The following is a 20267-nucleotide window of genomic DNA, read 5'->3' on the forward strand; positions in this document are numbered from 1 at the left end:
CCTCCATAATGCCGAGCGACCTCCACCCCGAAGCGGATGTCGGTGAGCACGGCCTCGAACCTCTTGGGATTAGGCCGAATGCAGCCAGCGCCTCGGCCGCTTTTTCGCTGTCGACCTGGAAGCCAGGTTCTCCAAAGCTGACCCGAGGTCGAGCAGGATCATCGTCCCATCTTCGACGATCAGAACAGCGCCATCGCTCATCGGGATTTCCCCAAGTCGCACGACCACGACTTCGGCGTCAACTTGGTTCCATCTGACACGCATCGGTCTTTTGTTAGCTGAATTCGAAGCCTTACCCGCCGCAGGTTCGCGACGGAGCCACGAAAGCCCGCCTCGGGCAAGGCCGAGGCGGGCTGAAGCTGCTTTGTCAGCCTCAAGGCCCAGACAATGATGGAGGATTGCAGGCCTGCAACCGAACCTTGAACTGCAGCGAATGTTCCTCGCGGTGAGCTCTCGTTGGATCAGTCTCTGCGGCGCCCCACCCGACCCGGGCATTGTCGTTTTCGCTCAAGGTTCCTCCTGATCTCCGGAAGCTTGCTGGATTTGCGTCATCACCTGCCGGGGATCGACATTCTCGGCCAGTTGCGGCAGCTCCTCGTCGGCGGGTGTCGAAACCTTAAGACGCTCCGTCAACGCAGCCACCATTTCGATGAGCCGGGTGGTTTCATGCTCGTTGAGAAGGCTGATCTGCAGGTCCAGCTCCGCTCGGCGTTCGCTGTGTTCAGACATTCTGTTCTGATTGATGAGCACGAAAGTGGACAGGAAGATTGCCTCGACCGAGGCGGCCATGGCCAGGATTACGAAAGTCGGATCCCAAGCTGGGACGGCGGGAATCGCGCCAAGGTTCGCTACAATCCAGACGACAAGAATTGCAAGGTGCAAATAGACAAAGGTCATGCTTCCCGCGAAGCGCGAAATGGCGCCTGCAATTCGCACCTGAACGTCTTCGTGCTCCTCCTGTTGTCGCCTGTCGTCGACCAGCGCCTGTATGTTCTGGTGAAGCACCGACTGCATGTCGGCTGGAGGTTGGTCGGTCATGTCAAAGTCCGGCTGCAGGCCGTCAATCTCCATCACACACCCGTCCGCCCGGCCGGCAAGCGCCCGTTTGGCGCGAACGTGATTGATCCGGCAAGTGCCGCCAATGCGGCAAGAAGCAGCACGGTCGAGAGCTTCGGTCCATCTCCGTCGAACGCCATGTCAGTGCCTGCGAGGAACTGTCTTGCTCGGTGCCCGCCGTGCCCAACCTTCGGGATGACAGCTTGTTCCCCAGACAAAGACAATGCTTGATACCGCTCAAACGGCAGGGAGGGTAAGCTCTCTATGGACATGTGACGCAGCGATCGCAGCCTGTCCAAAGGCGACGGCTATCTGGTTCAGCGCTTTTACAACATCACCGATGGCGTACATGCCGTCGACGGAAGTCCGCTGGTGCTCATCGACGGTGACGTAGCCCTCCTCGCGACATCTCGCGCCGACAGCAAGGGCGAGTTGGGAGCGCACCTTGCACCCCAATGCCGCGAAAACTGCATCGAAGCGGCATATCGCTCCACCTTTCAAAATCGCCGCACAACCGTCAGCAGCCGGGCTGTACCTGTCGAGAGTGTGATGGATGGCTATTCCTCTTTCGCCGGCCGCACGACGCGTGCTGGTTGAAAAGTCCGATGCGTGGGTCGCCAGCATCGCGACATGTGGTGTGAATCGACTGAGGAAAATGGCCTCTTGCAAGGCACTGTCACCATGCCTTCAGCCGCCACGGACGGGCTGCAGGCAATGAATGAGGATCTGAGGCCGCGCAACACGGGATTGCCGAACTCGCCAACGGAGAGCGCCATTTATGAACAGGTCGCCTTAAAGCTTCTGATGACCCGAGTCGCGACCTTGAACGTGAACGGCGTCAACGGTCGATTGCCGGTTCTGCTCAAATGGCTGAGCGAAACGCACTACGACATCGTTTGTCTTCAGGAATTAAAGACATCGGACGAAAGATTTCCAGCCGATGCCATCAGGAACGGCGAGCTCGACTCGCCCCGGTGACTTAAGAAATCCGGGCTCGAGCCGGACCTCATGACGTACGTTCGTCGCTCCTTTGGACCGTTCCGATTCCCCTGAAGCGGCGACCAGATCGAAATCCAGGTGTGACAACGAGATAAGTCGCCTCGTCGTAGATTTTCGTCACCCAACTGGTCGGGCCCGCGCCATCTACATCTCCGCAAGCATGGCTTCCTGGCTGAACGCTTCGCCTCTCTGGGGGCCAGACCGTGCGCACCTGACCGTCGGAAGTCAGGCTGCGTTGCTGCCTTCCATTTTCCAGTCGCCCTGACAACGCGCGCGCACGGCAATCATCAGCATGGCCGAATCCGTCATGCCATTCTGGAAAGCCTGATCAGTTCTCTCGCGATGGAATGGGCCGCCGAGGCGTCCGGCAGAATGGCAAACTCCTGGCACATCGTGTCGAAGACCGCACGGAGCGTATCCAGGTCGTTCGGGTAGAGGGTGTCCGTGCGAATTGTGCGGTCAAGCATCAAACATCTCCAAACGAGCGAGAGCGCGTGATCTCCCAAGCAGCGGGGCCCGTTACATGCCGCTGACCTCACACTTATGCGACACAGCGCACAATGTGTCGCTAACCTTTGATGTACCGCGCGAAGTTTGCGCACAAAGGATTCAGGCTCTCGCTCATCCCCTGCCGCGCCCAACCACACGGAGCGGTTTTCCGGGTCCAAGAGCCCACCAAGCACAACGAGACGAGTTGAGGAAGGCGTCGCTTGTAGACACAAAAACGCTGGCGGGCCACCTTCTGGAGCGACCTGTCGAAAACAGATTCGACGAGGCCGCCATCGGCAAACAAAGCGGCCGTGATCTCTGATGTTTTCAGAGAATTCCCGTGGTGAGGACTACGACGATTCCGATTGCTGCTACGGCCATGATCAGGATCATTGCAGCCTCGAAGCTTCTTCCGGCTCGGCCAATGTAGGCTATCATTTCGCGCTCCCAATGCGCCCCACCTCTTCCCCATCTTCCTGAAGAAACACCCAAGGCCTGCTAAAGCCGAATTACCTATGTTAACGATGTGTAAAGAATCCTTGGCGCCTCTTCTAGGGCTCGCTCGCTACACTTGCGAGCAGCGGGCGAGTCCTATCCGCGCAGGAAGGGACATGGCTGCGCAGATCTCGTGGCCCCGTCAAACAAGGGCTATGCCGACCGCCAGGAAAGTAATCGCCATCGCGAATACGGGTGCCAGCAACCAGCGTGCCTGGCCAATACTTTTTTCCATGAGCTTCCTCCCCAATTGCGACTGTCAACGCCCCCAGTCATATGGCGGTTCCCTGGTTTTGCTGAACGCAGACCTTTGCAGCATCATTCCAAGCCCAAAGTCCGGGATGGAATCAGGCCTAAAGTGTGGGCTTGGAACGTTTCGGATTCGCACACGTTCGACCCAGGGCGATTGTGCCCAAGCTCACAGGAAGGCTTTCACATGAGAATGCATTTCACCGCTGCCGCCGCCTCGTTTCTGCTCCTTGCCGGTGTCGGCGTGGCTGCAGCCCAGGACGTCGTTATCGCCCCTGAACAGGACACGGTCATTCAGGAGTACGTGCACAAGCAGCCCCTCGCTTCCGTGGAAGTCCCCGGCGTCGAACTCAACATTGGCGCCGCGCTTCCCGACACCGTCGAGCTTCGCGAGGTTCCCAACGTCAAGTATCGCTATGTCGTGGTCCACAACCGGACAGTCCTCGTGGAGCCGAGCACCCGGAAGATCATCAAGATCTATAACTAATGAAAGTTCTGGTAGGCCCGTCGCTGAATGAGGCGACGGGCTGTGCCCGATTCAGAAATGATGATCGTCATATCGAACCGGTCAACGTCGCATACCGTGCAAAACAGGTGACCGACCTCTAAGTCGGGTTGCAAGAAGCGCAGACGTAGAGGAGAAATTAAAACTTCAAAAGCTCGCCGCAATTGAAGGTGCGTTTGGCCGAGGTTCCAGGATGATCAAAGCGGCGGCCCGACATGCCTCGTCGGTCGACCCCGCCGAGACGTGATAGCCGTCATGTACTCCAGCAATGTTGCAACTAGGTCAGCCGCTACTCAGTTCTGTTGGTCGAGCTCTTGAAAACCATTCCGGACGGCCTCGACCAGCACCATTATCGAGTAGGGCTTTTGCACCCAGCCAAGCGGCCTTGCCGCTTCGGCTCGGAGCTTCACTTCATGGTCGCCATGCGCCGTTGTGAATATGCTTCGTATGCCGTGGTCCCGATAGAGTTCCAGTGCGGCATCAATTCCGTCCCGCTTTCCCAGCAAGCGGATATCCATGAGAACAAAGGCAGGCCTTGTCGACAGCGCGATGCTGACAGCTTGGTCGGCGCTAACCGCCGTTCCTGCCAGCGAGAACCCCGCCGCGGTCAGTCCGGCTTCCGCGTCGAGCGCAATCAGGTAATCGTCTTCGACGATCAATATCGACCTACCGGCCATGCGCGTTGCCGGGCCGGCGCCCATGTCGTCTCGCGAGAAAGCCAGCCGGGGTTTGAATGCTCGGTCGAACTCTCCGGCGGAGCTAACTTCGGTCATCACGGTTTCCGTTCTCAACGCCGATCTCCAACGGGTTTGAGAGAAAAGTCACCGTGCATCGACATGGGTCTCGATGAACCTCGAAATTTCCGCCGATCTGCCGCGCGAGGCCCTCGACCAGCCGCAGTCCCGAGGACGTCCCGCGTACAGAGTTCAGGTCGAAACCGGAGCCTTCATCCTCGACCACCAGCGAATTGCCCTCCCCGTTCTTTCTGATGCTGACGTGGACGGTCCCGCCGACGCTGCCGTTCAGGCCATATTTCACCGCATTCGTCAAAAGCTCGTTGACGATGAGGGCCAGCGGCATCGCCACGTCGTTTGGCAGTTGAATACTGTCAGCTTCACAAACCAGCCGTACATTCTGTGGAAACATTTGCTTGGCAGTCTCACAAACCGCCCCGAGGAAGGGCTGCGCGCTGAAGTTCCCCACGTCGGCGGTATCGTAAAGAACGCGCTGTGCCGCCGCCATCGCAGCGACCCGTTTGCTTGCCTCGTCTAGGGTGTCGCGCGCTTCCGGGCTTCGGCTCGTCCTCGCCGCCACGGAAAGCAAGGACTTCAGCATCATCATGTTGTTCTTGACGCGATGGTTGAGCTCGTCGAGCAAGATCCGCTGCTGGGTCTCGGCCTGCTTTCGTTCGCTGACATCGACCAGCATGTTGATGCCGCCAATGACGTTCCCATCCGCGTCCCGCATCGGTGTCGGATAGGGGATGAACGGGATCCTGGTTCCGTCCGGCCGCTCGGCAACCGCTTCGTATCCGCGGACCGGCTTACCTTCTCTCAACGAGATCGCCATCGGGCATTGATCGTGGGGAAGCGGCGTGCCGTCGGGCCAGAAGAGCTTCCAGCTCACGCACCATTCGTCACTGCCGATTACCGGGGTGCGCCCGGCAAGTGCAACCGCGGCTTCGTTGAAATAGGTGATCTTGCCATCGCGATCGGTGGTGTAGATCGCGGCAGGAATGGCGGCGAGCAGATCCTGAAGGTGACGCTGGCTGTCGCGTACCTTGGTTTCAGCTATTTTTTGAGCGGTTATGTCGCGCGCGATCTTGGAAGCACCGACGACACGGCCGTTTGCGTCTCGCACCGGCGATATTGTGAGGGAAATATCCACCAGTGTCCCATCCTTGCGGCGGCGCACCGTTTCGAAGTGGTCGACGAGTTCACCCCTGCGGATGCGGCCCAAGATCAGCGGTTCCTCGTCCAACCGGTCACCCGGGATGATAATGGTGATGGGCTTGCCGATCACTTCCGCGGCCGAATAGCCGAACAGGCGTTCGGCGCCTCGGTTCCAGGTCGAAATGATGCCGTTGAGATCTTTGCTGACGATCGCATCATGGGATGACTCCACGATCGCTGCCAATTGTTGGGCGGCATTCTGTGCCTTCAGGCGCTCGATTCCAAAACCGAGTTGGCGAGCGACTGTGCGGGCGACCTCGACCTGGTCGGCGGAGCAATCCCATGGCTGGTCGAAGTAGGCCATGAACTTGCCAAGCAGTCGCCCTCCCTCCGTTATCGGAACGAAGCAAACCGCGCCGATGCCCTCGGCTCGGATTGTCCGCTTCAGTTCTTCCGGAAGCTCGGCTTTTTCCGTATCGCCCAGGCAAATCGGCTGAGGATCAGCGCAATCCGCCGGCCAGGGCGAGTGACCTTCTACCGCGGCGCGATAAGCGTCCGAGAGGCCTCGCCAAGCGACAAACTTCATGACCCCATCGTTCAACAACAGGATCGAAGCGCGCTGACAACCCAGCGCACGCTGGATTGCGTCGAGCGCAGGCTCATGGACGTCAGCCGGTGTGCGGGCATGCTGCAGCCTTTCGGTGAATCGATGCAGCGCAGCCTGCTCCTCCGCCCTTCGGGCAAGTGTGGCTTCTATCGCCTTGCGCTCGCTGATGTCATGCTGCACGCGCACCGCATAACGAAACCGCCCCTTGGCGTCGAAGACGCTGGAGGACGTCACGAGCGCCCAGAACAGCGACCCATCGTTGCGAACGAATCGCTTCTCCATCGTGTAGCTTTCTATCTCTCCAGCAACTTGTTGCCGGTACTGCTCGCGGTCGGATTTCACATCAGCCAGGAAGGTCCGATCAAAAATCGACCGTCCAACCAGATCCTCCGGCGCGCAGCCCAACAGGTCGCACAAGTGGGCATTCACCCGAAGCAGCCGGCCTTCGGCATCCGCCTCTACAATGCCCGTCCCAGCGCTTTGATAGGTGACAGCGAGCCTCTGCTCGTGTTCTCGTAGCAACTCTTCCGCGTTGACCTTTTCGGTGACGTCAAAGCTAGTGCAGCGCGTGCTGAGGAACCGCCCGCCAACCGCACGCACGTTGGATGTGATCTCCACCCAACGCACGGAACCATCCTTGGCCCGCAGCCTGGCGCGGTAATTTTGAAGGTCTTCGCGCCGCGACAGGCGGCTCAAAATTTCGTCGATCGCGGCAGGATCAGCATGAAAGTCACGAATGCTGCGGCCGACATATTCGTCAGCCGTGTAGCCGAGCATGTCCAGTTCGGCGCGGTTGGCGCGAAGAATGGTTCCGTCATTCGCAACCAGGTGGAGAGGGACTGCCGCATTCTCGAAGAAATCCTCGAACTCGCTGGTTACGACAAAATCGGAGGCCTGCCGTTCGCGGCTCTTCTCGTCGGCGAACCCCTTCACAAAGGCTCCGGCACCCAAAACCCTTTGTTCCATATAGATCTCGAACCCCTTTAACCTCCTTAAATTCACGAGCCGAAAAAACGTTCCGAATTAATACCGAGAGTGTTGGCCAGTCATCGGCATCGACGATCTGGCCTGCATTCGGTGTTCGCGACCGGCTGCTGGAAGGCGACATCGTGGCGCACTTCATCGCCGATCTTTACTGCCATGGCGGCTGTCCATTTCGAACTTCGTCGTCCCACTCGGCTTAACATTCAATTTTGCTAAAATGCTCCGGAACCGATTGCCGCCTTGCGGCTTGAGTCGCGGTTCCCGGAGTCGCTGATGCATGAGTAACGCCGCAGACCGGCTTTCATTTATCGAGTTTCAATCGCCCACGCTAGTCGAGAGGGCGCCTGAGGGCTGCGACTGGCTTCACGAGATCAAATATGATGGCTACCGGACACAGCTAATAGTCGAAGGCCAGTCGGCACGCGCCTTCACGCGCCGCGGTCACGACTGGTCGCATCGCTACAAGGGTATCGTCCAGGCGGCAGCGAACCTGCCGGTTAAAGGGGCAATCATTGACGGGGAAGCTGTCGTCCTCGGCGAAACCGGGTTGCCCGACTACCAAGCCCTGGAGCGGGAATTGGGCAATCCAAACTCGCCGAAGATCATCTTCTATGCGTTCGACCTGCTGCACCTCAACGGGCGCGATCTTCGGCAGCAGCCACTGACGAAGCGGAAGGCCGCGCTAGAGCAGCTGCTGAAAGACGCGGCGCCGACACTGACCTTTGCCGAGCATCTGGAGGTGAGCGGCAATGACGTGTTTGAACATGCATGCCGGATGGGCTTGGAGGGGATCGTGTCCAAGCGAGCGGACGCCCCGTATCGCTCAGGTGTCCAGGCGAGCTGGCTCAAGGTGAAATGCATCAAGAGCGACACTTTTCCGATTGTGGCTTTCGTCGAGAAACTCGGCGCCCAGCCCCGCCGTATCGCATCGTTGTACATCGGCCGGCACGAGGGCGACCGGTTGCTTTATGCCGGCAAGGCCCAGAGTGGATATACGCTGGAGGCGGCGCGGCGTGTCCGTGAGCGGCTTGACCCGCTGATCATCGAAAGGTCGCCGTTATCGATAGCCGTCGACAAGCCGAAAGCGACCTGGGTGAAGCCGGACATTCTGGCCGAGGTGCAGTTCAGCGGCGCCACCGATCGTGGGATCCTGCGCGAGGCAGTGTTCAAGGGCCTGCGCGAAGACCTCGTGTCGATCCCGGCAAGGCCGCCCGCTCCATCAAAGAGACGAGAGGCGGACCGGGACCATGGGGTTCCTCGCGAGAACATCCTGCAGCTGCTCCCCGATGCGGTTTGCCCCTCGAAGGAACAGCTTGTGCGCTACTGGGAGCGGGTTGCTGATCAAGCACTGACCTATCTCGGCGAGCGACCGCTGAAGCTGGTCCGCCATACGCGAGGCGCCACCTTTTACCACAAGGGAACGCTACCGAGGATCCCTGCGGCCGTGCATCAGTTGTGCCTCCGGAAGCGCGAGGGCGGCGAAGGCGTTCGTGTGTGGGTGGACGACCTGGCAGGCTTGCTCGGACTGGTCGAGATGGATGTCGTCGAGGTCCATCCTTGGAACGCTACCGTAGACGATATCGAACATGCTGATCGCGTGGTCCTGGACCTCGATCCCGGCGAGGGCATCGAATGGGCGGAAGTAATCGAGACCGCGCAGGCCCTCCGGGAAATCATCGCATCGGCAGGTCTGGAGAGCTGGCCGAAGGTAACGGGGGGCAAGGGCATCCACCTGATGGCCCCGCTTGAAACAAAGATGACCCATGACAGTGCCCGGCAATTTGCCAAGTCGCTCGCCCAGTGCCTCCTCGATGCACATCCCGATCGTTATCTGCTCTCGGCCGTCCCAGACGCCCGAAGAGGCCGCATCTTTCTTGACTACCTTCGCAACGGGCGCGGCAACACAGCGGTGGGCGCCTTCTCCCCACGAGCCCGACCGGGATTGCCAATCGCTCATCCTGTAACCTGGAGCCAGGTTGAGCGGGGAATTCGGCCCGATAGCTTCACCATCGACCACCCGTTCCGAGCGGCTGCCCGAAGGGCGGCGTAGCCAGAGGGAACGGCAAGCGTTGTTAGAGCGAACTTTTCCGGCGGCGAGGAACCAATGGGTGCGGTGACAAAACGCTCCAACAGACCTCGACATTCCCGGCGAAAGGCTCGCGTTTTGAAACGCGCCCCTCGAACGCCGCCTCGATCGTTCTTCGTCGAATATGAAGATCCGGCTGGCCGTCGTCGCCTTCGCCACGTGACTCGTTGGTCAATCGGAATGAACTTGGCCTGGTTTGGCAGCCGCAGAATCATCAGGACACCGAGCCCGGCCGGCGCGCCCGGAGATGGAGCACACTCGCAACGTGCTGCCCGCGAAAGCAGCACCGCACGACTGCTGGCTGACGCGCGACGAGGCAGCAGGCCGCCGGTTCAATTAGCGTGCCCTTAATAAATTCCAGAGAATTTTAACGGATCGTTGACCGCGCTGTCTCAGAATAGGACAGCGCGGTCAGATCCCAACCGGGACTGCGCAGGCGGCTCCGGCAACCCAGCCCCCGCCAAACTGTCGGAGCCGCTACCTACCTACTTTGTACCAGCAATGGTTGAACTAACGGTTACCGCACGTGCTTTCAAGTGCATTCCCGAGACACTTAAACTTTGAGAGGAAACCGGGGATTCACCTTCTCACGCCGCCGCTCGATCCGGTAGACGGCAACGGCTGCCAGCGGCCCGGCCGTTCGATAAGTTCGTGATCGCGCATGCTGCGGATTTTGCATAAGCCGGGACTTATGGGAAGGCCTCGGGTAAACTGCTATCGCCGTGCCGCATCGCCTCCGCGATCACTCCGAAGACGCTGCCGACTTCCTCATAGATCTCGCTTACCGCGATGCCCTCTCGGTCCGCAGCTTCCATCACGGACTAGTCATTTATCGCGGCCGGGTCGTCGGTCACCGCATCAGGCAGATGCTCTGCGATCCACCGGTCGAGGAAATTGGCGCCGCGTGTGCTCATTTTTCCATAAGCAGCCGGCCCATATTAGGTTCCGCTTATCTTGACTCCGCAGCGAGCCGCTCCAGACTCAAGCCATGGCGAAGGGCATCAACATCGGCGATGAGGTCGCAATCACCGCGACCGTTCGGCGGCGGGTGACAGAGGATCGCGTGAGCGTTTCCATCCCCTCCTATGGTCAGCCCCATTCCATTATCGATCAGTCAACGAACGTGCGGAAAGGCCAGCACATAGAGCTGATCGGCAACGTTACCCACCTACTCGACAAAAACCGCGTGACGGTGAACCTGGGCGTTCCCGTCACTGTCGATGCCGCTGTCGTCAGGCTGGTGAGCGCATACAGGCTGCCGACGAGAAAGAAGCCGCTGGTGGACAAGCCGACATGAGGGGCGGCAATCCTTGGGGCCTCGCTAGTTCTCCGAATGGCTGAAGACGACAGACCCGTTGTCCCTGCGCACCTCAACGCATATGACCCCGTCGTCCCCTCTTCGAGTTTGGAACATTGCGATTGCATGATCCTTAGCCACCTTCTCAGCGTCAAAGATCAGCTCGTCGATGATGCCTTTTCGTCCATACCAGATGACGGTGAATGCCATTGAAGGTCCCATGCTTCCCGCGAAGCATATAGGAGTTCAGGCCGGATCGCGATTGGTTCCGGGAACTTTTACCAAGGCGGGATGTTGCTGGCCCCATGACGAAGCTTTCAGACCTTGGACCGCCCATCAAGGGCAAGCCGCACGAGCCCTCCGACGAGGGCGATCACTTCTATAAGTGCAAGATCTGCGGACAGCCGGTCGACATGTTTCCCGGCAGGGCTATCCAGCAGATTTCTAGCTGACGCCGCTTATCGCGACAGAGGTCTGTACGCTTTCGGACACCGAATTACGAGTCAGGCCGCCCATCGGAACCACAGGCCGACCCACGGCTTTTACGGGGATCTGAGGTAAAGCAAATGGCTCGACGAGCAGTGCGCAACATGATGAAGGTCCACGCCGAGTCGGACCGGGCCTCAAGGGAGATTCAAGCGGAGGAGCGGGCCTAGCGCGAGGCTAAGACTGCCCGTTTGAAGGCACAAAGAGAAGCTCAGGAAACGGAAACGAAGCCGGCAACAAAAAGCCCGCCGGCCGGAGCCAGCGGGCAGCTGACAGAAGTGGAGGGCCGCCCGGAGTAGGCGGCTGGCTCCCGAACCTTTGTCGGTGATACATGTTCCAGCTCGCAATAAAAACCCGGCCCCGAGCGAAGCCGAAGTTCGCCGGGCCGCGGCCGCTGCACGCCTGCTGTGTGCGCACTAGGGCGTCGAAGATGGTGCGGTAGAGGCTGTCGACCTCTTCGTCGATCTCCTCCCGCTTGATACCGACTTGGCATCGGCGATGAGCTTGTGCGTCAACTCGTCGACCGAGATGACATCCGCGTTTGTGGTCTCAGGGACGTTGTTCGCGATCCATCGGTCGAGGAAGTTCATGCCACGCGTGCTCATTTCGACACAAGTCGCTTGGGGATATTAGGTTCCGCTCATACTGAAGCGCCGGACGAGCGAGCCGGAACCAAAGCGCAATATGTCGATTTCCTAATGGAAGGGAACGCAACGGACGAAAACAATGGCTGAAATTTTGGAGCTGGAGCTTGCCAAGGCCAGGCTGAGTGTACACCAAGCTGAATCCGAACTCACTCGTCTCGAACGGATGCTGGACAAGCGGTATGGCGTGAGCATCGACATTGCCCTCTGTGACACCATACGAAACGCGCAAAGACGGGTCGCTGAAGCCAGAGAGCAGCTGATGAAGGTCAAGGCTGGTGCCTAAGCTCGCCGCCGGCTCATGCCGTCCGAGAAACGTAAGCGAAGGTTCGCTTTTCGCCCTTGGTCTCCGCGACACGCAGCAGTGTTCCTCCTGGCGCCATAATGTGACAGACTTGCCGATGTATGCCTGGGCCGCCTTGATGGAAGCTGCGCCATGAGCATGCGCCAAGACACGACCGATTCCCCGGCCATGATCTCAACCCGATATTGTGGCATGTTGCGCCACCCAGCTATTGCTATACCGCGATTCGATCAGCTTTAGCTAAAATAGCTCCGGGAACTTTTACCATCTCAGCATGTTGCTGGCCCATGACAAAGCTTTCAGACCTTGGCCCGCCGATCCCCGGCAAGCCGCACGACGGCGAGCCCGCCTACGAGGGCGAACATTTCTATAAGTGCGAGATCTGCGGACAGCCGGTCGACATGCGCGATCTGCGTCAGGTGATGTGGCACGAGCAGCCGAGCCATGAGCGGCTGGATCCGCAAGATGGCGCAACGATCCTTTTATTCCCAGGGCTGCGGAAATAGCTCCCCTGTGCAGCACCCATAAACCCGCAAGGCGACACGGAAGAAGCCGCTGGTGGACAAGCCGACATGAGTGGCGCGGGACGAATTTGCTTCCGTCAAGAGCAGCATCCGCAGTTCATCATCACGCCCGTTTGACGCCCATTCGTCGGGCGCTACATTGCCACGCGGCGGACCTATCGGACGCCAGCGGCCGGCGCTCATTCTAGACCCTGAAGTCCCCCCCGCCCACTGAGCGCCGGCCGACCTTTTTCGATCAGCTCCCGCGATAGGCGCGGTATCCTGTCCCAGTCCGCGGCCGGCGGGTCTGCTCGGGCGAAAACCGACATTTGAATCCTTCTGAGCACTGCATTAGATTCGGCTTGTTAAATTGTAGCTATTGGGAGGTAGCTATGATGGAAAGCCGTACAGACATCGCGCGGGCGGTGCTTGACGCCAGTTTGCTATTGCAGCACCACTCCAGGGCCTACATTACCTCAATTCAGGGTGACATAGCCCGAACCCGGCGTGCAATCGCAGCGTCGCAGGAGCTTCTGAAGCGGTTTCGCCGGCGCAAGATGGACGAGGCGCTCAGAGATGAGCGGCACCGCGTGTCCGCGTTCCATGCAGACATTGTCCGGTCTGTATTTCGAAATTTGGTCTCGGAAACTGACGTACCTAGGTGTCAATGGCGCAACCTGGCTAGGAGCCTCATCTTCGAGCTCACGGGGTGCGAGCGCCCTGATGCTGCCTTGGTGGATTGGATCATCAGGAAGTAAGGCGCCGACCACCCGCGACGCCCGTGGGCCCGCCTCACTGGCGGCGAAGCGGGCCCGGCCAGGTCTTGGGGGACCTGACCGGCAGCAGGGGAGCTGCCGCCTTTCGAACCTGCCGAGAAATGCCAAGTTCCCACATAAGCGCACAAAAAGCCCGCCAGGTCCGCTCATGTCCGGTATCGGTCGTGAGGGATCAGCCTGGTCATGGCAGGACGAACTTTGTTAGCCCGGAATGTTCCCCGCTCCGTGGCCCGCCTCGGGGTGGCGGGGAAGCGGGCCCGGCCAGGAGGGAGCCGGACCAGCAGCACGGAGGCTGCCGTCATTCGAACCTGCCGAGAAATACAAGTTCCCACGTTGCGCAAAAAAGCCCGCCGGCCGGAGCCAGCACACCAGCATGAGGCCCGCTCACCCAACAAAGGCGCGCGGGCCGGCCAGCATCGCGAAAAGACCCGGACGCGCCGCCGCCTTCGCCCGAACTTGCGACTAGTCGAGCTGTTCCCGACCCGAACACTAACAAGCCCGCCGGCCGGAGCCAGTGGGCAGCTGACAGAAGTGGAGAGACGCCAGAGAAGGCGGCCCGCTCCCGAACATTTGTCTGTGCCACGTGTTCCAGCTAGCAATAAAAAACCCGCCACTGAGGGGACGGTCGCGGGTTTTGGTTGAAAGCTGATCAACAGCTCTCTTGCGCCTCTAACTGAGGGAAGGTGTTAGGGGCGCCAGGGGATGAACTAGGGCCAACAGAAAGTGTTCCAGACGGAAACAAAAAAGCCCGCCGCCGGAGCCAGCGGGCAGCTGAAAGGATGGAGGACCGCCCGGACAAGGCGGCCCGCTCCCGAACCTTGGTCTCTGACACATGTTCCAGCCGCCCGGCAAAAAGCCCGCCAGCTTCCGGCAGCACCTTTCGAAAAGACGGGAGAAGCTTAATGGTCAAGATCTTTCGCCTGTCGCAGAGACCGGGCCTCTCTGATGATCGACGCACGATTTAGCCCGACAAACGAAACAATCTCGCGGATTTGGCTTTCGGTGCAGCCAGTTTCGCGCGCCAGTGCTTCCACCTCGCGGGGGCTCAACTGCGGCTGTTTCGGTTGGTTTTCCATGATGGCCCCACCCTTGGAGAGGCAACTTCCAAGATGCTGCCCGGTCCCGTCATTGCCGGCCGCCCCATTCACGGCAGCGGCGGGCGTCCCTAAAGGTGCCCGGGGCGGAGGCCCAGGTTGAGGGGCTAAGCCGCGAGGCGGACAAAGAGCCCGCCTTCATTGGTCATTGGCCGCACAGGCTGGGCTCATTCCCCCATCTTCTTCGCCATTGCGCAGAAGTCCGCATGCGCCTTGTTAAGCGTGGTATCACCGCAGTCTTTCAGCACCGCCTTCTTTTCATCGGGTTTCATGGACATCCAAGCAGTCTTGAAGTCCGCTTCCGACCGCAACGTTTTCATGCCTGCATCGGCGAAGAACGGCGACATCTTGGCCGGGTCGTCGAGGGCGGATGTGTTGCTAGCCGCGAGTGCTGAGCCAGTTGTCATTGCAAGCGCCAGCGCGCCCATTGTGAGCATCTTGATGTTCATTTTAATCCTCCGTTCAGGTCGTTAAACCTGACCATAACGAGGAACGTGCATCTCCCAACGCGGTTCCAACGCACCACGTCGGCAACGTACGTGTAGCGGGTATCTCGGCTTGGGGGGCATGCGCGGCGAGATCACCTTGGGCTGACTCGGCAGCGACGCGGCTACGACCGCGCTGCCATCGCGCGACATGAAAGCGTCGGACGGCAGAACTGTCGGGATGTCGATTGGAACCGCGCGTCCCGAAGTCGGATCCATATAAGCGACCCTCGCTAGAAATACCTGCACTACCACTGGGCAACCCGAAGTTCGACATCGCGCCGCGCAGAGCACCCCAATGGTCGGCGTCACCTACGCAACGTCCGCCGATTGCGCGCGTTCTTCTGACTGGAGAACGATGGCCGATCTCACTACCAGCCTTGGAGGGTGACTAGCATGTCCAAATTCAAAGATGCCCTTGAACGCGGCAAGGCAGCTCACCATCGGCAAGCGGGGCGTGCGGATGTGGTCGCGCCAACGGCCGATTTCGGCGCGGAAGCCAGGGCTTGGCTAAACAACGTCGTGCTTGCATCGTTAGAGGCGGCCAAGGCTGAGGTGGCGAGAGATGTGACCATCGACATCGACTCCAAACCGCGCCGGGAAGTCAAAGCGTTAGCGCCCTCTGTTCGGTTTCAAATCTACACGACGGGAGGATTGGGGAAGGCTGGCAGGACAACGTTCACGATCAGCGTTGCGATTAGTGGGGAGGTGTCAGTTTCCGCACCCGGCATGGTGGCGGAGGTGGTGGGAAACATAGGGGAAAGATCTGGCGAAAGGTTCCGCAACTGGCTCGCGAAATTGATCGAGGACACCGCCAAGGGCACTTAGCAAGATCCTGTTGACCGTGGGTTGCGCGGCGGGTCACGGTGACGTCGCCGAAGACCCCCCCAGCCATCAGTCACCGCTTCGATTGGCGCGTAGCTCTTGATGGTTCATGACCGAATCGATTCCAACAGGATCGATCGAACTGACACACAACCTTTTGGCTATCATCCTTGAAACCGGGCGTCCTCGCGTGACCCCTGGAATGCAAATGCTGGAATATCGAGGCGCTCATCAGCGCGAAGCGTGGCCCGCTTGAGATCCGTGATCGCGCCGGATTGGTCGCTGTGTCGAACGGCGCTTATGGCGAGGAAGAGCAGCGTCCTTTCCGTCAACTACTCGCCGCCTCCCCGGAACCCGGGGCCGTGAGCCGGGGCAGCTAAAGCCCGCCCATTCCACACAAACTTCAGCCGGAAGTGCCAGGTTCCCGTGGGCCCGCCTCACTGGCAGGGGAAGCGGGCCCGGCCAGGCGGTGTTGGGACACCCTGACCAGCAGCGCTTGTAGCTGCCCCTTTCGAACCCCGACAAATATCAGGTTCCCACATAATGCACAAAAAGCCCGCCGGCCGGAGCCAGCGGGCAGTCACACGAGGGAAGGCACCGCAACGGGAAAGAGCGGGCCGACTCCCGAACCTTGGTCTCCCACACATGTTCCAGTAGCCGGCAAAGAAGGCGACCACCTTTCGGGAGCGGGCAAGTTCTGAAGTGTGCTGGGTTCAACCTGTAGGTCAACGAGGGCCATGGTTGCGGAAGATTGACCTGACAGGCGCCGAATCTATGTCCGCGAAGGAGGGAGATATTGAAAGCGGTCGTCCATGTCCCCTCGCCTCCTGACGTAAAACACAACCTCTATTGGGAGATAGCGATGGTTGAAAGCCATATAGACATGGCGCGGGCGGCTATTGAATCCAGCTTCCTAGTACGGCAAGGCTCCTACGGTGGAACAGCCGCCTTTCGCCGCAATATGGATCAGTCCCGCCGCGCAATCGCCGCATCACGTGACCTTCTAAAGCGGCTACGTCAGCGCACGATAGACGAAACCGTTAAGGAGGCCGAGTGGCACCGCATATCGGCGTTCGACGCTGATCTCTGCGCAATGCCTTTCAGGATTTGGTTTTGGAAACGAATTTGTCCAAGTGTGAATGGCGCAACGTGGCTAGGACCCTGGTTTACGAGTTCACCGGGTGCGAGCCGATTGAAACTGCCTTGGTGGATTGGATCATAAGGAAGTAAGTGCACCCGGCTATCCGGGCCAAAACATTCCCGCCCCGAAGATCACGGCAATTCGCTCTTGCCGTGGCCAGGCATCGATATTCGGCATTCGGTTGATACGGGGATTCGCGGCGAGTCAGGAGCAGGCAGAGGCAATCCTGCAAGCGGTCGCAGCCCCGCCTACAGAGAAGCAGGATTCTCTTGTGGAGTCCTTGTGATTTTTTGCGGCCAACGCCGCCAGCGCGCACCGCGCCGCTCCTAACTGACCGTTCCCTCCTGTCGTCGGTGTTTGGTGCGTTTGCTACATAAGACCGCGATATTGATCGCGCTGCACCCAAAGACGCCGCAGCAATCAAACCAAGCCTTAGCAGGCTGTAAATTGGTCGGCCGCTGGCGGATCGTCGAGGCCGATCTTTGGATCGCGATCATCTCGACCTTGTCGATCGCGCCGCTATCACCATTGAAGCGGGCAACCACGGCGAGATCGCCTTTGGCGCTCTGCAAGCTGGCCTCGATCTCAGCTATTGCCCCAATATGGTATTCTTCACATGGGCCGGCTTCGACGAGATGGACGAGGTCGGTGGCGATGGCTCTGCTGAATTGCTTGACGACGGCTCGATCGAGATCACATTCGCCTACCACAACGGCGACGAGGCGATCCTCAAAGCCAAAGGAGGCACCTTGGCCCAGGTTCTTCATGGCAGGTTGGGAGCGCCACGACGACAGAGGCGGTCGTCGAGTGGCCTGCTCGACGCAAAGACGACTTTACGGTCAGGCGATGGAAAAGCGCAATTCCCGCGATACAGCCCTCCCAAATGATTGAAGGTCACGACCGTCGTGGCGACGAGTCGGCGGAACGAACCGGATTCTTCGAAGCAAACGGACAAACGGAAGTCGAGATGGCGATCGTCCTCGCCAAGAATAATCTCGTGACTCAATGGGCGCGAAACGCGAGCGTCGTTCGATATCTCGCGCAGAAATTCCCCGCAGGCCCTTTCAGAATTTAAGGGCGACCGAGCCTAAACAACCAGATGGTTAGCCGCGTCGTTGACGTGGTGGTGCAGACAGTGTTCCTGACCGGCGCCGATCCGGCCATTTTCCCAACAACGGCGTTGCATCGTTGTCAATTGCCGAAGTGCCTTTTATTGGGATCAGTGACGGCTCTTCAATCTTCCGCTTACGTCCAATTTTCAGGGCTTCGATTTCGTCATCACGCCTCGCGATGCGGCTTTCCAAGTTTGCGATGCGCTCTGTCAAAAAGTAGCGGCCAACGATGAACCCTCCGCCTCCAAAAAGAACTGCGAAAGTCATGAAGGCTATAGGGTTAGCGATCACCAGAGCCGCATTGGTCTGGAAGAAAGTGATCAGATCGTGCAATTTTGAACATCCTCTCAGTTCCGGGGAAGTCTGTGTATTTCCAGTCTCACCGGGCCACCTCGATCGCAGCTCGTGCAGAGAAGCGCCCGCTCAACGGTACTGAATAGCGCGTCCTTCCCGTATCGCCCGATCAGCGCAGCCGCCTTCACCTCGGCGTGATGGGAGCAAGTCTTGCACCACGCCCGCAGCTTGTGCCATTCGCGTAAGTCCCCGAGGGAGACGTCCAGACCGGCATGAATGCTTCCGTCGACAATTGCCCGTGGCGGGATCTTCACCTCCCCAGGCGTCAATATTTTTTCCATGACATGCCGGCTGTTGTAGTGGATCAGCAGCGTGCCGGGTCGACGGCGAATTGCAGCCTGCCAGGCGGCTTGGCTGACTGTCGCATCCGGGGACGTTGAAATCGTTTCGAGATGGGTCTTTTCCTCCCTGTCCCAGACTTCGATGCGGAAATTGTCCTCGGCCGGATTCGCCATCAGGTCCGTCCCTTGTGCCAGCCGCGAGAGAAGCCGTTGGAAACTGCCGCGCGCGACAGCGCGAGCTCACGCTCGAGTTCAGTGTTCCTGGATAGAACGTGCAGCAGTGCGAGTACGGAGTCGCCGCCGGCTGCGGCGATGGCCGGCTGCGCCGCGGTTTCCAACTCCGACATAGCTTCGCCGCCCGGGCGTTCTGGCGCTTTCCCATAGCCTTTCCTGCTCATATGTCTTTCAGGAATAAGGAACATATTCCTGCCTCGTCAAGGCCGCTCTTGACTTTTTGTTCTCATTTCGTTCACTGTTGACCAGATTGGCCGCGGGAGGCGAGTTATGAGGCTTCAGCTGGAAATCAAAGGCGCTTCGCCGGAAGAGAAGCACCGCGGCATCGAAGCGGCCAAAGCTGTCCTTGCCGCAGCGGGAATATCCGCGGAAGAGGCAACGGATGGGATGTTCGCGCTCGAAAACTGGGACAATTCCAGCTTTGACGACGATGAAGCACCCACGGAGGACGAGGATGTGGCGGCGGCGATCTGGATGGGCGCCAACAAGGCGGCAATCATGGCGTGCTGCGCTGACTGGCCAAGTGATGCGGCGCCGGAGAACTATCAATTCCTTGAGTTGGTGGATTGATGTCCGACCACGGCCTGCCTTCCCAGAAAAAGCCGAAACTCATCGTTGTCGTGGCCTTCGACCGCGGCGAAGATGGCGAACTGTTCACGGCCTATGGCCCGACTGATCAGCAAAGCGAGGAGCGCGCGATCAGGACAGCCAAGGCGCTCGCTTCGACGCATGGCGGCGTGATCGCGTGGAGCCGAGATGCCGACCCTGCATTAGGCGATTACGGTCCGCCCACAACGCTGTTCGTCAGTGGCGATGTCCCAGACATGGAATAGGCGCCGCCGTGTCACGAGCTTTCGGGTCGCATAGTCTCCACTGAGAGCGCCCCGGCCGCAAGAGCTCGGCCTCGGGCTTCGTTATGGCGCAACATCCGGCCCGGGATCGGTCGTCAGCATCGTGAAGGTCGGCGGTTTGTTGCCGGCGCCCCCACGCCATAGGCCGGCAATCGCCATGAGCGGAGCGCCGTTGAGGTGAACCGATGTCTGGCTTTCGGATACTTCGTGCCGATTCGAAGAAGGCAGAGGCCGGAACTAGGCATCGGTTGCTGTGTGCGAATTGCCTGCCTTCGGAACGGAAGTTGAACACGGGTCCGGCTTTCGGTCCGGATGGTGGGAACCCGAACGTCATCGACGCCAGTTCTATGCCCTCGCCGGCGGCACGCATGATTGGAGCCGGGTCGTTGATGCGAATGTCGTCTGCCTGCGGCATATCGAGTTCCGTCTGATGCTCCGGGATCTTCAACGCCAGCGAGGCCATCATCCGGCAATATTCGGCCCAGAGGACGTGCTGCTCGTAGTCATTGCACATGGGA

Annotated in this window: 20 protein-coding genes and 3 pseudogenes; 9 read left to right on the forward strand and 14 right to left on the reverse strand. The window is 59.5% G+C overall.

What is annotated here, in order from left to right; genetic code table 11:
- Positions 1-507: 507 nt before the first annotated feature.
- Positions 508-1071 (reverse strand): DUF1003 domain-containing protein, encoded by a 564-nt coding sequence (locus tag FJ970_RS25045; protein WP_411908752.1) that lies wholly within the window; start codon positions 1069-1071, stop codon positions 508-510.
- Between the two features lie 222 nt (positions 1072-1293).
- Positions 1294-1725 carry an FAD-dependent oxidoreductase gene (locus FJ970_RS25050; RefSeq protein ID WP_224597684.1) on the reverse strand — a complete coding sequence of 144 codons (432 nt, stop codon included), beginning with the start codon at positions 1723-1725 and terminating at the stop codon, positions 1294-1296.
- A gap of 135 nt (positions 1726-1860) precedes the next feature.
- On the opposite strand from FJ970_RS25050, the pseudogene FJ970_RS25055 reads away from it, so the two are divergent.
- A pseudogene (locus FJ970_RS25055) lies at positions 1861-2007 on the forward strand (endonuclease/exonuclease/phosphatase family protein); the annotation flags it as partial.
- 353 nt (positions 2008-2360) lie between these two features.
- Here FJ970_RS25055 and FJ970_RS25060 read toward each other — a convergent pair.
- Positions 2361-2522 carry a hypothetical protein gene (locus FJ970_RS25060; RefSeq protein WP_227791904.1) on the reverse strand — a complete coding sequence of 54 codons (162 nt, stop codon included), beginning with the start codon at positions 2520-2522 and terminating at the stop codon, positions 2361-2363.
- A gap of 953 nt (positions 2523-3475) precedes the next feature.
- Here FJ970_RS25060 and FJ970_RS25065 point away from each other — a divergent pair.
- On the forward strand, positions 3476-3775 hold the full coding sequence (locus FJ970_RS25065; protein ID WP_140764496.1) for a DUF1236 domain-containing protein: 300 nt from the start codon (positions 3476-3478) through the stop codon (positions 3773-3775).
- Positions 3776-4086: 311 nt separating this feature from the next.
- Here FJ970_RS25065 and FJ970_RS25070 read toward each other — a convergent pair whose 3' ends face one another.
- Both FJ970_RS25070 and FJ970_RS25075 read right to left on the reverse strand, forming a co-directional pair.
- On the reverse strand, positions 4087-4566 hold the full coding sequence (locus tag FJ970_RS25070; RefSeq protein ID WP_227791905.1) for a response regulator: 480 nt from the start codon (positions 4564-4566) through the stop codon (positions 4087-4089).
- On the reverse strand, positions 4553-7258 hold the full coding sequence (locus FJ970_RS25075) for a PAS domain S-box protein (RefSeq protein ID WP_140764499.1): 2706 nt from the start codon (positions 7256-7258) through the stop codon (positions 4553-4555). The genes FJ970_RS25070 and FJ970_RS25075 overlap by 14 nt, the downstream gene beginning before the upstream one ends.
- A 295-nt stretch (positions 7259-7553) precedes the next feature.
- Between FJ970_RS25075 and ligD the strand changes: the two genes are divergently transcribed.
- Positions 7554-9326 carry a DNA ligase D gene (ligD, locus tag FJ970_RS25080; RefSeq protein WP_140764502.1) on the forward strand — a complete coding sequence of 591 codons (1773 nt, stop codon included), beginning with the start codon at positions 7554-7556 and terminating at the stop codon, positions 9324-9326.
- 857 nt (positions 9327-10183) lie between these two features.
- On the opposite strand, the gene FJ970_RS25085 is transcribed toward ligD, so the two are convergent.
- The gene (locus tag FJ970_RS25085; protein WP_140764505.1) at positions 10184-10276 is read right to left on the reverse strand and encodes a DUF768 domain-containing protein; all 93 of its coding nucleotides are present in this window, start codon (positions 10274-10276) and stop codon (positions 10184-10186) included.
- A 74-nt stretch (positions 10277-10350) separates the two neighbouring features.
- Between FJ970_RS25085 and FJ970_RS25090 the strand changes: the two genes are divergently transcribed.
- Both FJ970_RS25090 and FJ970_RS25095 read left to right on the forward strand, forming a co-directional pair.
- Positions 10351-10659, forward strand: coding sequence for a hypothetical protein (locus tag FJ970_RS25090; RefSeq protein ID WP_140764508.1), 309 nt, complete (start codon positions 10351-10353; stop codon positions 10657-10659).
- A gap of 305 nt (positions 10660-10964) precedes the next feature.
- Entirely contained in the window at positions 10965-11111 is a 147-nt protein-coding gene (locus FJ970_RS25095) for a hypothetical protein (protein WP_181178801.1), read from the forward strand.
- 439 nt (positions 11112-11550) lie between these two features.
- Here FJ970_RS25095 and FJ970_RS25100 read toward each other — a convergent pair.
- Positions 11551-11750: pseudogene (locus FJ970_RS25100) on the reverse strand (hypothetical protein); the annotation flags it as partial.
- 121 nt (positions 11751-11871) lie between these two features.
- Here FJ970_RS25100 and FJ970_RS25105 point away from each other — a divergent pair.
- Entirely contained in the window at positions 11872-12075 is a 204-nt protein-coding gene (locus FJ970_RS25105; RefSeq protein WP_140764511.1) for a hypothetical protein, read from the forward strand.
- A 317-nt stretch (positions 12076-12392) separates the two neighbouring features.
- Here FJ970_RS25105 and FJ970_RS25110 read toward each other — a convergent pair whose 3' ends face one another.
- Together FJ970_RS25110 and FJ970_RS25115 are read right to left on the reverse strand one after the other, a co-directional pair.
- A complete protein-coding gene (locus FJ970_RS25110; protein WP_181182871.1) occupies positions 12393-12539 on the reverse strand; it encodes a hypothetical protein in 147 nt (48 codons plus the stop codon).
- Positions 12540-14633: 2094 nt separating this feature from the next.
- Positions 14634-14915, reverse strand: coding sequence for a hypothetical protein (locus FJ970_RS25115; protein WP_140764523.1), 282 nt, complete (start codon positions 14913-14915; stop codon positions 14634-14636).
- Positions 14916-15347: 432 nt separating this feature from the next.
- On the opposite strand from FJ970_RS25115, the gene FJ970_RS25120 reads away from it, so the two are divergent.
- Entirely contained in the window at positions 15348-15779 is a 432-nt protein-coding gene (locus tag FJ970_RS25120; protein WP_140764526.1) for a hypothetical protein, read from the forward strand.
- 1464 nt (positions 15780-17243) lie between these two features.
- Here FJ970_RS25120 and FJ970_RS25125 read toward each other — a convergent pair.
- The 4 genes from FJ970_RS25125 to FJ970_RS25145 form a co-directional block, all read right to left on the reverse strand.
- Positions 17244-17684, reverse strand: coding sequence for a hypothetical protein (locus FJ970_RS25125; RefSeq protein WP_181178802.1), 441 nt, complete (start codon positions 17682-17684; stop codon positions 17244-17246).
- 336 nt (positions 17685-18020) lie between these two features.
- Complete coding sequence (locus tag FJ970_RS25135; RefSeq protein WP_140764528.1) at positions 18021-18362, reverse strand: hypothetical protein; 342 nt, start codon at positions 18360-18362, stop codon at positions 18021-18023.
- Positions 18363-18376: 14 nt separating this feature from the next.
- Positions 18377-18838: a hypothetical protein gene (locus FJ970_RS25140; protein WP_140764531.1), complete on the reverse strand. Its 462-nt coding sequence runs from the start codon at positions 18836-18838 to the stop codon at positions 18377-18379.
- Positions 18838-19062, reverse strand: coding sequence for a hypothetical protein (locus FJ970_RS25145; protein WP_140764533.1), 225 nt, complete (start codon positions 19060-19062; stop codon positions 18838-18840). Before FJ970_RS25145 ends, FJ970_RS25140 begins: the two co-directional genes overlap by 1 nt.
- Before the next feature lie 106 nt (positions 19063-19168).
- Between FJ970_RS25145 and FJ970_RS25150 the strand changes: the two genes are divergently transcribed.
- Positions 19169-19468 (forward strand): hypothetical protein, encoded by a 300-nt coding sequence (locus FJ970_RS25150; RefSeq protein WP_140764536.1) that lies wholly within the window; start codon positions 19169-19171, stop codon positions 19466-19468.
- The gene (locus FJ970_RS25155) at positions 19468-19731 is read left to right on the forward strand and encodes a hypothetical protein (RefSeq protein ID WP_140764539.1); all 264 of its coding nucleotides are present in this window, start codon (positions 19468-19470) and stop codon (positions 19729-19731) included. Before FJ970_RS25150 ends, FJ970_RS25155 begins: the two co-directional genes overlap by 1 nt.
- Positions 19732-19742: 11 nt before the next feature.
- On the opposite strand, the pseudogene FJ970_RS25160 reads toward FJ970_RS25155, so the two are convergent.
- A pseudogene (locus tag FJ970_RS25160) lies at positions 19743-20263 on the reverse strand (SOS response-associated peptidase family protein).
- Between the last annotated feature and the right edge of the window lie 4 nt (positions 20264-20267).

It is taken from the genome of Mesorhizobium sp. B2-1-8 (genome assembly GCF_006442545.2).
Classification (GTDB): Bacteria; Pseudomonadota; Alphaproteobacteria; order Rhizobiales; family Rhizobiaceae; genus Mesorhizobium.